General features: G+C 32.9%; 10 protein-coding genes. 6 read left to right on the forward strand and 4 right to left on the reverse strand.

The genetic code is table 11. The features are described from left to right. Nucleotides 1-11 precede the first annotated feature (11 nt). The 5 genes from uxuA to galA all read left to right on the forward strand — a co-directional run bounded on the left by uxuA (nt 12) and on the right by galA (nt 7,492). Nucleotides 12-1,166, forward strand: coding sequence for a mannonate dehydratase (gene uxuA, locus ACNC7R_RS10715; protein ID WP_417943165.1), 1,155 nt, complete (start codon nt 12-14; stop codon nt 1,164-1,166). A 72-nt stretch (nt 1,167-1,238) separates the two neighbouring features. Beyond that, the gene (locus ACNC7R_RS10720; protein ID WP_417941082.1) at nt 1,239-1,670 is read left to right on the forward strand and encodes a DUF3997 domain-containing protein; all 432 of its coding nucleotides are present in this window, start codon (nt 1,239-1,241) and stop codon (nt 1,668-1,670) included. A gap of 160 nt (nt 1,671-1,830) precedes the next feature. After that, nucleotides 1,831-3,438, forward strand: coding sequence for a family 43 glycosylhydrolase (locus tag ACNC7R_RS10725; protein WP_417941083.1), 1,608 nt, complete (start codon nt 1,831-1,833; stop codon nt 3,436-3,438). Nucleotides 3,439-3,563: 125 nt separating this feature from the next. Further along, nucleotides 3,564-4,322, forward strand: coding sequence for an IS5 family transposase (locus ACNC7R_RS10730; RefSeq protein ID WP_417941084.1), 759 nt, complete (start codon nt 3,564-3,566; stop codon nt 4,320-4,322). 341 nt (nt 4,323-4,663) lie between these two features. Then, nucleotides 4,664-7,492 (forward strand): beta-galactosidase GalA, encoded by a 2,829-nt coding sequence (galA, locus tag ACNC7R_RS10735; RefSeq protein ID WP_417941085.1) that lies wholly within the window; start codon nt 4,664-4,666, stop codon nt 7,490-7,492. 60 nt (nt 7,493-7,552) lie between these two features. Here galA and ACNC7R_RS10740 read toward each other — a convergent pair whose 3' ends face one another. Next, nucleotides 7,553-8,533 (reverse strand): SMP-30/gluconolactonase/LRE family protein, encoded by a 981-nt coding sequence (locus tag ACNC7R_RS10740; protein ID WP_417941086.1) that lies wholly within the window; start codon nt 8,531-8,533, stop codon nt 7,553-7,555. A gap of 100 nt (nt 8,534-8,633) precedes the next feature. Further along, entirely contained in the window at nt 8,634-9,221 is a 588-nt protein-coding gene (locus ACNC7R_RS10745) for a Crp/Fnr family transcriptional regulator (protein ID WP_417941087.1), read from the reverse strand. A gap of 1,232 nt (nt 9,222-10,453) precedes the next feature. Here ACNC7R_RS10745 and ACNC7R_RS10750 point away from each other — a divergent pair. Then, nucleotides 10,454-10,897 (forward strand): helix-turn-helix domain-containing protein, encoded by a 444-nt coding sequence (locus ACNC7R_RS10750; RefSeq protein WP_417941088.1) that lies wholly within the window; start codon nt 10,454-10,456, stop codon nt 10,895-10,897. A 48-nt stretch (nt 10,898-10,945) separates the two neighbouring features. Here ACNC7R_RS10750 and ACNC7R_RS10755 read toward each other — a convergent pair whose 3' ends face one another. Then, complete coding sequence (locus ACNC7R_RS10755; RefSeq protein WP_417941089.1) at nt 10,946-11,344, reverse strand: hypothetical protein; 399 nt, start codon at nt 11,342-11,344, stop codon at nt 10,946-10,948. Between the two features lie 83 nt (nt 11,345-11,427). Further along, entirely contained in the window at nt 11,428-12,798 is a 1,371-nt protein-coding gene (locus tag ACNC7R_RS10760) for a GH1 family beta-glucosidase (protein ID WP_417941090.1), read from the reverse strand. Between the last annotated feature and the right edge of the window lie 177 nt (nt 12,799-12,975).

Below are 12,975 nucleotides of genomic sequence, written 5' to 3' on the forward strand. Positions count from 1 at the left end.
GTATGAACAGAATGATACAAACCTGGAGATGGTTCGGACCAAATGACCCGGTAAGTTTACAGCATATAAAACAAACCGGCGCTACCGGAATTGTAACGGCTCTGCACCACGTTCCTCACGGAGATGTATGGACAGTTGAAGAAATCAATAAAAGAAAAGCTGAAGTTGAAGCATACGGCCTGACATGGGATGTTGTGGAAAGTATTACGGTTCACGAAAATATTAAAACAAAAAGCGGTAATTTTAAGGAATATATAGACAAATACAAGCAAAGCATCCGTAACGTTGCAGCTTGTGGCATCAAAATTATTACCTATAATTTCATGCCTGTAAATGACTGGACAAGAACACAATTAGATTATAAAATGCCCGATGGTTCTGAAGCTTTGTATTTCAACTGGGTAGATCTGGCGATTTTTGATATTTATATTTTAAAAAGAGAAAATGCCGAAAATAGTTTTCCTGAAAATATTGTAACCAAAGCTAAGGAACGTTTTGCAACGATTACAGAGCAACGATTACAAGAAATAGCAGATACGGTAATGTTCGGGATTCCTGGCGAAAAAAAGATTACGGTTGAATGGATGCGTAATGCTTTGAAAGCTTATGACAATATTGACAGAGATGCGTTAAGAAGCAATTTGAGTTATTTTCTAAACGAAATTTGTCCTGTTGCTGATGAAGTTGGAGTAAAATTAGCCATTCATCCGGATGATCCTCCTTTTGATATTTTAGGATTGCCTCGTATAGTAAATTCAATGGAAGATTATAATTTTATTCTTTCAAATGCTCCTTATAAATCAAACGGAATTTGTTTTTGCACTGGTTCTTTAGGAGCTAAGGAAACGAATGACTTACCGGAAATGGTCAAAAAGTTAGATGATAAAATTCATTTTATTCACCTGAGAAATGTTCGTAGTGATGAAGAAGGAAATTTCTTTGAAGCTGATCATTTAGATGGAAATACAGATATGTATGCTGTAATGAAAGAATTATTGCTGATTCAGAAAAAGCATAATGTTTCAATTCCGTTCCGTCCTGACCACGGACATCAAATGCTGGATGATCTAGGAAAAGTAAACAATCCGGGTTATTCTGCGATTGGAAGATTAAGAGGTTTAGCCGAGTTGAGAGGGCTTGAAGAAGGGATTATTCGATCGCTGTAAATTTTATTTCGCAAGTATTTGATTATTTTAGTTATAGAAAATAATTTATAAATGGTTGATTAAAAAGCCAATATGATAAGAACGAATTATTTATTACTGTCAGTATTTCTACTATTTTTAATTCAAAGTTGCGGGCCTGGAATTCAGGATTTTGAAAAACCATTGACAGATAATTATACTCTCAATAGAGCTTCCTCTGAAGATATATGTATTTCTCCTAAAGAAGGTTGGAGTGACGATGAAGAAATAATTCCTTTGAAGGTGGTTAAATTGAATGTTTTTGAAAATTATATTATTGCTCAACGTCTTGAATCGGAAGATGAAAAAACTTATGACAACATTGATGATAATAAAACTTCTGATAAAGACCGATATGATTATTGGATAATTGATTCTGATAAAAAGCAAATTTTAAAAAAATTAAGCTACTCGCAATTCCTAATGAAATTAGATTCATTGAAAATTCCACGGAATATAAAATTAATAGATGTTTATGAATATTAAAACTGCTGGTAACATCGTAGTCCAGAAAAATATTGACTGAAATATTATAAATTTCAAAGAAGTATAAGTCATATGAGTGCATTTAAAGAGTAGGAAAATCTCTGGTTTAGATGAATTCATATGACTTTTTTGTATTTAATACATTAAAAAATTTAGGAACATGAAAGTTAAAAAATCACATACTGCTATAATATCGTTTTTGATGTTGGCTTCAATTTTTAGTACAAGTATTATCAGTAATGTTAATGCACAGAGTGGTAATATCAAAAATGATGTTTTCTGGAATACAAAAGACGGACAGCCATTAAATAGTCAGGGTGGAGGTGTTTTTAAATTTTCTAAGCCGGTTGATGGAGTGCAAAAATATTATTGGTATGGTGTTCAGTATGAAGAAGCGAATATGTATAGAAATGCTCCACATATTACTTTACCCAATGCTACTTTTAAATCAGTTACCTGTTACAGTTCAGTTGATTTAGTGAATTGGACTTTTGAAGGAGATGTAGTAACCAAAGACGATGTGAATAAGTCCGGTAAAACCTGGGTTGGCCGTTTAGGAGTTGCTTATGTGAAAGAGCTGAATAAATATGCCATGTTTGTTCAGCATGATACTGAAGTATTGATCATGATTTCAGATTCTCCAACAGGGCAATTTACCTGGCATCAGAAAATAAATATGGAGAAAATGATCGGAACCACTAATACTGGCGATCAAACCGTATTTAGTGACGAAGATACCGGAAAGTCCTATTTAATTTATTCTTACGGTAAAGGACGAAACAAAATATATGTTTCTGAAATTGGAGTAAAAGAAGGAAAAGTAAATCTTCTGGACTGTACGCAGATTTTTAAAGGGGAAAGTCGTGAAGGAAATTGCATGTTCAAATACCAAAACAAGTACTATATGTATGCTTCCAATATTTATGGATGGGATGCTTCATTTGCCTATTATTTAGTTGCCGATGATATCAGAGGGCCTTATTTACCTACAAATGATATGCTGATAACAAACGGTTCTTCTGATGATTTTGCCCATATCTCACAAACTGGTTTTTTCTTTTCTGTAAAAGGAAGCAAGCAGGAAACCATAGTATATTGTGGCGATCGCTGGGCTAATTTTGCTGGGAATGGTTTAGGGTTTAACCAATGGTGTCCGATGTCTTTTGATGGAAAAACACCTTATTTCAATTCACTTAACTCTTGGAATATTGATGCTAAAACAGGCGAATGGAAAGTAGCTAAGGATAATAATTATGTCAAAAACGGCAGCTTTGAAGCGGATCGGAGACATATTCCAAGTCTTGTTAAACCCGTGCAAACAGAATTGACAGGCTGGACGAATGAGATCATTGAGGGGAATAAAATTAGTCTGGATACTTTAACTTCTCCGGTAATCAATTATTTTAATTCCGAAAGTGACAGAAAGATCGTAATTGGTGAAAAAAGCCTAAATATTACCGATAAGATTAATTTTAAAAGAAAAACGTTTCAAACGATAACTTCTTCACCTTACGTGAAATTAGAAGACGGATTATATACGCTTACAGCCAAAGTTAGAAATACGAGAGGTTTTGCAAACTTAACAATGTATGCTTTAAGTAATGGTAAAAGACTAACATACAATCTAAAAGAAGAAAATGCTTCATGGAAAACTATAATCATAAAAAATATAGCTGTTAAGTTAGGAAAAGTAGAGATTGGTTTTCTGGCTGATGGTACTGCAAATGCTTCTTGTCAAATTGATGATATTTCATTTGTTAGAGAATAATCTTTTGTATTCTATCCGTTTTCAACGAATTTTAGAGCCTGTTTAAAAATGTAAAAAAAAAAGTCTTTATGAGTTAAAGAAACCGATTGGAATTATTCTTTTTGTGCTACCAAACTACAAATAAGATGTATCCAACCGATTTAACAGAAACTCAGTGGCAATTTATAAAAAAAACATTAGAATTAGGTGATAGAAAACGTAAACACAGCTTGCGTTTCATCTGGAATGCGATCAACTACCTTATTAAGAGTGGTTGTCAGTGGCGAATGCTACCTAGTAATTTTCCAAAATGGCAGCTTGTTTATTATTACTATTCAAAATGGGCTGATTTAGATTATTTTGATTTATTACTTTCTAAGTTAAGAGAAGGAGTCCGTAGTAAAAAAGGACAAAATGCAGAACCCAGTTTAGGAATAATGGATAGCCAAAGCGTTCGTTGGGGAAATAATCGTTCTTTAAAAAGTTTTGATGGAAATAAAAAAATAAAAGGTATAAAACGACACGTTGTCGTTGATAAAAATGGCTTTTTATTAGCCATTATGGTAACGGTAGCGAGTATTCATGATAGCAAAGCAGTATTTTTATTGATCAGAACCCTAAAGGATTTACTTTGTTCTGTAAAAGTTATCCTTGCCGATGGAGGCTATAGAGGTGAAATTATAGAACAAATTAAAAACAATTTTGGCTATATAATTCAAGTAGTTATGAGGTCGGATGATAAAAAATCAGGCTTCAAGCCTATACACAAAAGATGGGTGGTAGAGAGAACATTTGCATGGTTTGACAACGATAGAAGATTATGCAGAAATTATGAACTATTAATTGATTCTGCTGAAAACCTGGTCAAATTAGCCGCTATTAAACATTTATTGAATAAAATTTAAACAGGCTCTTAATCCTTTAAATAATACGTAATATTGTCATTTCTGTAAATGTTCTTATGGAAACAATTGTCCTAGCCCCAATAGAAGTGAAAATCCTTTTGTGTCGGGGTGACCATAAAAGAATACTTCACTATATGTCTATTTTAAATTTTGAGTTCAGTGAACTACGTTTGCAACGGATAGCGGGAATTAGCTTCTTGAAAAATTATTGCAAAAAAAGAAATGGTGTCGTTTTAATCACTAAAATTCATTAAACTTTGATAAAATACTATTGATTCCGGTAATCCAAAAAGGATATATTTATAAACTTTACACAACTATCAAATTAACCGGAATTATTTATGAAATCTATTGCTCTTAGTCGATTTTTTCTCTTTTTAGTATTTTCAATATCTTTTTGTATTTCAGCACAAAAACAAACTGAAAGAGATTTAATCTTAATTGACAAAGACTGGCGTTTTTCGTTTGGTCATTTATATGATACTCATAAAGATTTTAATCATGCGACAGGATATTTTTCCTATTTAACCAAAACCGGATACGGAGATGGCCCTGCAGCTCAAAATTTTGATGATCGTGCGTGGCGAAAATTAGATCTTCCGCACGATTGGGCAGTGGAGCAGGCTTTTAGTAACGAAGGCAGTTTCAGCCATGGATTTAAAACCACCGGAAAAGGTTTTCCTGAAAAAAGTATCGGCTGGTATCGAAAAAAAATCAATATTCCTGAAAGTGATAAGGGGCGAATTATCTCTTTAAAATTTGATGGGGTTTTTAGAAATTCAAAAGTGTTTTTCAATGGCTATTATCTCGGAACTGAAGAAAGCGGCTATAACGGATTTGAATATGATGTTACCGCTTATATAAATTATGGCGGAGAAAATACGATTGTTGTGCGCGTTGATGCTTCGATGGAAGAAGGCTGGTTTTATGAAGGCGCAGGAATTTACAGACATGTATATCTCAAGAAAACAAATCCAATTCATGTCATTGCAAATGGGACTTATGTAACCTCCGAAATAAAAGAAAACAATGCTGAAGTTACCGCTGAAGTCTCTGTTGAAAATAAAGGGAATTATAAAGGTCAAATTGAAATTCTACAAAGTATTTTAGATGCTGAAGGAAAACAAATTACAAACATTTCCCAAAATGTTATTGCTCCGGATTTTTATAAAACGTCCAATTACAGTTCGAAATTACAAGTCAATAATCCATTATTATGGGATATCGAAAATCCGAATTTATATCGCTTGATAACTGAAATTAAACAGGAAGGCAAATTAATTGACCGCTATGAAACTTCTTTCGGAATCCGCACAATTCGGTTTGATGCTGAGAAAGGATTCTTCCTTAACGGAAAACCTGTAAAATTAAAAGGAACGAACAATCATCAGGATCATGCCGGAATTGGAACAGCTTTGCCGGATGAACTGCAATATTACCGAATCAAAAAACTGAAAGAAATGGGTTCGAATGCCTATCGTTGTTCTCATCACCCGCCTACACCAGAATTGCTTGACGCCTGTGACAAACTTGGCATGTTGGTTATTGACGAAACCCGTTTGATGGGAATTAACGATTATCATCTAAATGATTTGAAGCGAATGATTGAACGAGACCGCAATCATCCGAGTATTTTTTGCTGGTCGGTTGGAAATGAAGAATGGAATATTGAAGGCGGTATTGTTGGCGAACGTATTACGAATATTATGCAGGGATTTACAAAAAGTATTGATTCGACAAGACCTGTTACGGTTGGAATAAGCAGCGGTTTTAAAAGCGGAATATCGTCAGTGGTTGAAATTATGGGCTATAATTATCTGGGGAATGGAGATATCGATGCGCATCGAAATCAATTCAAAGAACAGCCGGGAATGGGAACAGAAGAGGGTTCTACGTTTGCAACACGAGGTATATATTTTGATGACGAAGCCAAACATTATAAAAGTGCTTACGACAAAAAACCGCGACCGACATTTTACAGCATTGAAGAGGGATGGAAGTTTTATGCCGAAAGATCCTATTTAGCCGGAATGTTTATCTGGACAGGTTTTGATTATCGTGGCGAACCTACGCCTTACGGATGGCCATCGGTTTCGTCTTATTTTGGAATGATGGATGTTTGCGGTTTCCCAAAAGACAATCTATTTTACCTGAAATCATGGTGGAGAAAAGAACCGGTTTTACACATTGTGCCACACTGGAACTGGAGTGGAATGGAAGGTAAAGAAATCGATGTATGGGTACATTCAAATTGTGATGAAGTCGAACTTTTTCTGAACAAAAAAAGTCTCGGTAAAAAGAAAATGGAGCAAAACAGCCATTTAGAATGGAAAGTAAAATATGCATCGGGAATTCTTCAAGCCACAGGATATAAAAACGGTAAAAAAGTACTTTCGGAGATTCGAAAAACTACTGAGATTGCTCAAAGTATAAAGCTTTCTGCTGATAAAGAAAATCAGCCTAATGGAAATGTAGTAGTTGTGACGGTTGAAACTACAGACAAAAAGGGATTACATGTACCAACAGCGAATCATGAAATTACATTTTCAGTAAAAGGAGGAAAGATTCTAGGTGTTGGAAATGGCAATCCGACTTCTTTAGAAAAAGACCAATTTATTGATGTTGTAGAACTTGTACCGATTACGAATTTTGAGGAAAAGAAATTAGCTTCAACAAGTACTAATACTACAAATCTATCATATTCTGATAATAACAGCTGGAAAGAAGCCTTTAAAGACCGTGATTATAAAAATCAGGCTCCGGCTTATGTGTATCGCGGTAAATTTGAATTAAGAAACGATCAAAAATCAAATACTGTGAATTTCTTTTATAAAAAAATAGGCACAGATGTAGTTGTTTTTGTAAACGGAAATAAAATTGCTGCCAGTGCAGAAGATGATCAAAAGTATGTTTTAAATAGCAATGTTTTAATGCAGGGAATAAATACCATTCAGATTATTGCAACGCCTTTACAAAAAATAAAAGAATGGGATGTGATGAATACTGATCCGGGAATTATTCAGGTAATTACTCCGTCTGAAGGTTGGAAAAGAAAGCTTTTTAACGGATATGCTCAGATTATTATCCAAAAAGACGAAAATGCCAATGAAGTAGTTTTATCGGCTACAGCCAATGGTTTAAATGCGGGGAATTTAGTTTTGAAAAAGTAATTTCAGGTTTCAAGATTTACGATATAGTAACGTGAAACCTGAAACCTGAAACAAAAAAACTTAATTTACCCTTTGAATGGCATAAGTTGACTGGCTCTTATCTCCTGACAATAATTTACCTAGTTTAGAGCTAATAACATATACATTGCCGTCAGAAGCCAAAGCAGCAGTGGTTGGAAATTCATCTTTTCCAATGTTGGTTTCACTTATTTTAGATGCACTCGACCAATTGTTTGTGCTGCTAAAAGTATATGTTTTACCTAATCCTAAACCATTTTCTACAATAACTAAATTGTTGTTTTTGTCTAATTCTATTCCGTCAGGAGCATTAAATGCTATTCCTGTTACTTCTGTAATGTTTTTAGGATCAGTAAGCGATATTTTTAGCAATTTAGAAGTATCTGTTTTAACCACCAGTAAATAGCCGTCGGGGTGAAAAACAATTCCGTTTAAACCGAATTCATTTGGCTTGGGCTGAAATAAAGTGTTTTCTCTAAATACGGAAGCATTGTAATTAATATCAAGTTTATATAGAATCGTGGAGAAAGAATCGGTAATATAAATATTCCCGTTGCTATCAACCGCAATATCATTCGGGCAGGAACCCGCATTTGGGGTAAAATTCTTTAAATTAACTTCTTTTATTAATTCACCCGAAGTAAGATTAAAAATACTAACTGTAGCAACTGATCCCGCACTTCCTTCTGTGCTTTTTTGTGAAATCCCCAAATCGGCATTGGCTACTATAAGTCGGTTACGAATTTCGTCAGTGTAAACGCCGGTAGGCAAAACGAGTTTACTGCTAGTAGTAAAAAAAGATACTTCGCCTTTTGAATTCATGGCATAAATAGCTCCTTTATATAAAGAGCTAAATAAGAATTTTTTGTTTTTGGAATCGTAATCAATTCCTTCTGGATAAAGACCTGAATCTGTAACGATATATTTACTTTTAAGGGAAACGGAAGTTTCTCCTGATCTTTTTTCGCTGTCGCAAGCCATAAAAAGAAGCGAAAATGCTGTAATTAAAATAGTAGTTTTCATTTTTATTAATTTAAATTATTTGTCGGTATTGACTATGCAAAACTGGGACAGAATAAGAGAAATAAAAATGAACTGGTTTAGGAAATAAGGTTGAACCAGTTTAACTTTTTGAAATTTTACGATTGCGTATTTTACTTAAATATTCGGTGCTGAAACCTAAATAAGAAGCCAATGCATATTGAGGAACGCGTTGAGCAATTGCGGAATATTTGCTCATAAATTCATCATAACGTTCTTCAGCAGTTTTAGTTAAATTGGATAAAAGCCTTTTTTGATGAAAAGCCAATGAGCGCTGGGTAATAATGCGTTCAAATTTTTCAAGCTTCGGAATCTCTTTTAGAAATTTTTGCTCGTCTTCGTATTCGATCTGAATAAGAACTGAATCTTCAAGAGCTTCTACAAACAATGTGGCTGGTTCCTGATATATCAGACTGCTGTAATCAGAAATCCACCAGTCTTCTATTGCAAATGAAAGTGTGTGTTCTTTTCCATCATGATCAACCAGGTAACCTCTGAAAGCCCCTTTAACCACATAACTCTTATGTCTGCAGACAAAACCGGGCTGAACAATAAATTGTCTTTTCTTGACTTTACTGATCTTTAAAAAGCCAGACAAATGCTTTTTCTCTTCATTGGTTAAATCAACGTATCTCGAAACATAATCTATTACGGGTTGCAGCTCTTTCATTTAGCAAAGATAAAATGTAAATTTAAATTTCATAAAAGGATCTGCCCGAACTTTTAATTTGGTCAATTCAAAATAAATGATCTCTTACTATTTTCTAATAAAATCAAAAATTTGTGTATGGCAAAATTTATTGGAATTAAAAATAAGTAAGAATTTTATTCTTTTTTACTTGTAGGTTAAATATAAATATTTATCTTTGATTGTTTATAATTTATTGTTTTTTAGGTGTTTATGTTTTTTTTGTTGAGTATAACTGAGCATAGTACTTTGTCTATTCAAAATTCAAACTAAATTATAATTAATTGAAGATCGTCAGAGTTATTAGTATTCGCTTCATTTTAGAAACATTGACAAACTGTTAAATAGTAAAGATAAAGATCTTGAAAATCTTTGTTGTAGAATAGGCCTCATTATAATACGGTTGTTTCAATATGGTATGAACTGTTTTGGATGAAACTAAAAAAATATTAAACTAAATAGCTATTATGATTGATATTTTACTTTCACTTTTCTTTTTTTTGGCAGTAATAATTGGTTTTGCCACTTCCTTTATGGTTCTTTTTTCAAAAAACAATTACTCAAAAAGCTTTTTCTTAGGATTATTTTTATTTAGTCTGGCTGTCGCGAGTATCTACAATTTTTCTTTGTTTTCAAGTACATTTAAAAATTTGCCAGGTTTATTTGGGATTACCAAATCCTTTATTTTTTTGGTAGCTCCTTCTGCTTTTTTATACATCCGGTGCGTTTTGTTTTCAGATAAATTATTTCAGAAATATGACTGGTTACATTTTATGCCTTTCCTGATATATTTTGGTCTGACAGTTTTTGTATGGATTGGAGGCTCCTTCAATTTGCAGATAATCAGTATTTTTTCTAATAAGGTTGAGAGTCCTTTTTCAATACTGAGTCTGACGATTTGGTTGTTATATGCATTTTTTCAGACCATGATGATTTTAAACTATGATTTAAAGAAAATAAAAGAAAATCATTTTAATAAAAGAAAACTATTAAGCTGGATAAGGATTTATAACTTAGTACTATTGTTTTTGTTTTCAACATTTTTTTTGCATTATTTTTTTGATAATAAGCTTGATAAGATAGATTTTTTATGTTGTGTTGCAATATCATCAGTACTTATCTTTACAGTAGGATGGCTTTATTTTAGGCCACAATTATTTTACGATTCGAATTGGTCATTTGATTCTTTGGATTTTATAAAAAACGACTTCCAAATGATAAAAACAGTTGAAAATAAAAAAGGTCTGCAAATAATTAAGGAACTGACTCAGGAAAAAAAAGAAGAATATCTTACAAAATTGAATAATGTATTAAATGACAAACAGCTTTTTCTAAGAAAAAATTTTGTAATTCGCGATTTGTCAGATGAAACCGGTATATCTGTACATCACCTTTCTGGTTTGATCAATTCAGAATTTAATCTTCATTTTCAGGATTTTGTAAATCTCAAGAGAATAGAATATTTTAATAAAAAGATTAATGATCCGGAGTGGAAAGATTTATCTCTTGAGGGTATGGCTTGGGGATCAGGATTTAAATCAAGAACAACCTGTTTCAGAGCTTTTATAAAGCACACTGGAAAATCACCATCGGAATATTTTAAAGTAATTAAACAAAAAAAGGAAGATAAAGCAGATTTTGTTATTCAAAACAATTGAAAATAAGTGTTTTAGCTATTGATTAATACAAGTCTTCTTTTATGCTAATTATGCCTGATCCTGAAATTCATTTGTATCAGTTTCAATTTTTTTAATTTCAACTTTTTCTTTTTTAATTGTCTGTCTCAGAAGGGCAAAGAAACTCATATATACATTAGCTACAAACACAAGTGAGAATCCTGCAATAATGTATCCTCTCCAGTCTGATAACAAAAGCCTGAAGTTGCAAAGAATTATAAAAAATAATGTAATATAGTGGCTAAAACAATATTCGCAGGTAAACAGATAGAAAAATTTTCTTTTAAAAAGTTTCTTATCTTTTTGAGAACGATTCACACACCACTCTCTGGGTTCACGAAAAACTTCTTCATGCGTAACTGTCCAACTCACGCATGCAATAGGAATAGCCAGAATAAAAAGCCAGAAAATTTGTACTGATGTATCCATTCATTCTTAGTTTAAATTTAAATAATAAGGAATAAATTTAAGAATCAATCAGATTTACAGTATTATATAATTTATAGTCCTGATTATATAATTTTAGTACCATTTTCTAAAAAATCACGAAACCAAATTCCGGAGTGTTTAATAGTTCTTTTCTGAGTTTCAAAATCAACATGAATTAATCCAAATCTTGCATTATAACCTTCAGCCCATTCAAAGTTGTCAGTAAGACTCCAAACAAAATAGCCTTCTACTTTACAACCTTCTTGTTTTGCTTTAAGTAATTGCTCTAAATGATCTTGTATATAGTGGGTTCGTTTAATATCATATACTTTTCCATTGGTAACTTTATCAGGAAATGCCGCTCCATTTTCGGTGATTATAATCTTTTTAATTCCATCATATGAATTAATTTTTTTTAGGATATGATAAAGTGCAGGAGGATAAATTTCCCAACCCATCTCAGTCGATATTACATTTCTTTTTTCAGCGCTTACTAATTCTGCACCAATATACGGAGTGAGTAAGGATGATTTGACGATTTCCCTCGTGTAGCATTGAATACCAATAAAATCAAAGTCAAAGGCTAAATTATCTAAATCATCTCCCTGAATATAATTATTGAGTTTTTTAAGAACCGGAAGATCTTGCTGAGGATATCCAAGTCCTAAAATTGGTTCTATGAAAGTTCTGTTTAATAAGGTATCAACACGTTTTGCAGCTTTAATATCTGCTGATTTCTCAGAGAATGGTTCAATATGAGTGCATGAAAACGTAGTACCAATATTAGCATCCGGAATGCATTGCCTTAGTTTTTTTGCACCAGCAACAGTTGCCATTGTCACATGATGTATGGCTTTTAAATAATTGTTTATGCCTTTTTTCCCCGGGGCGTGAATCCCCAGAAAATATCCTGCACCTGTAAAAACTGAAGGCTCATTTATAACCATCCAGTTTTTAACCCTATCCCCAAAATGGCTTGCACATACATCGGCATAATCTGAAAACCATAAGGCGCATTCCCGGTTAGTCCATCCGCCCTTTGCTTCAAGAGCCTGGGGCAGATCCCAATGATAAAGTGTTATCCAGGGTTCAATTTCTAATTCAAGTAAGATGTCAATTACCTTATTGTAATAATCTATTCCTGATTGGTTTACCGGATGAAGACCAGTAGGCATAATACGAGACCAACTGATAGAAAATCTGAAGTTAGGGATGTTTAATTCTTTGATTAAACTGATGTCATCTTTATAACAATTATAAAAGTCACACGCATTGATGGCAACATGTCCATTTTTGATTTTGCCTTTTTGGCTGGTAAAAACATCCCATATTGAAGGGCCTTTTCCGTCTTTATCATGTGCTCCTTCTATTTGAAAGGCAGCAGTAGAGACACCCCAAAAAAAGTCATCACCAAATTGGCTTTTATTTAAAAATGACTTATCTAATTTATTCATTCAGATGTATTTTCTTTATTTTGAAAATTAATGAATAAAGGATGAGTGCATAGCTCTTCGAAAAAGCCATTCTTTAAAGGATATAAGGAAATTTAAACCGAAGAATTTCATAATATTTGTTTTGATCAAATTAAGCAAAGAAATATAAATTAACGGTAAATGTATTGTTATTAAATA

The sequence above is a fragment of the Flavobacterium adiutor genome (assembly GCF_048282555.1).
Classification (GTDB): Bacteria; Bacteroidota; Bacteroidia; order Flavobacteriales; family Flavobacteriaceae; genus Flavobacterium.